This is a genomic window from Nonomuraea corallina, from assembly GCF_027620315.1.
Lineage (GTDB): Bacteria > Actinomycetota > Actinomycetes > Streptosporangiales > Streptosporangiaceae > Nonomuraea > Nonomuraea corallina.
Genome location: NZ_JAPNNL010000370.1, coordinates 1 through 208 on the forward strand (window position 1 = coordinate 1; position 208 = coordinate 208).

At 66.3% G+C, this 208-nt stretch carries 1 pseudogene; it reads right to left on the bottom strand.

Annotated elements, in window-relative coordinates:
- Nucleotides 1–32 precede the first annotated feature (32 nt).
- A pseudogene (locus OUY22_RS36735) lies at nt 33–208 on the bottom strand (IS256 family transposase); the annotation flags it as partial.

Sequence of the window (208 nt, forward strand, 5' to 3'; positions counted from 1 at the left end):
GAGCAATCGTCAATACCTGTGGATCAAGATCTTTAGGCGGCGGCCGTAGTCTCCTCGGTAGCCGGTGTCTCTTCGGGGCGTTCGACGAGTTTGCCGCCGAGGAATGTCGCGCCGGCGCGGACCAGGGCGACGAGGTGGGGTGCGTTGACCGCGCGCCAGCGGGCCTGGGCGGACTCGATCAGCTTGAACGCCATCGCAAGTCCGGCGG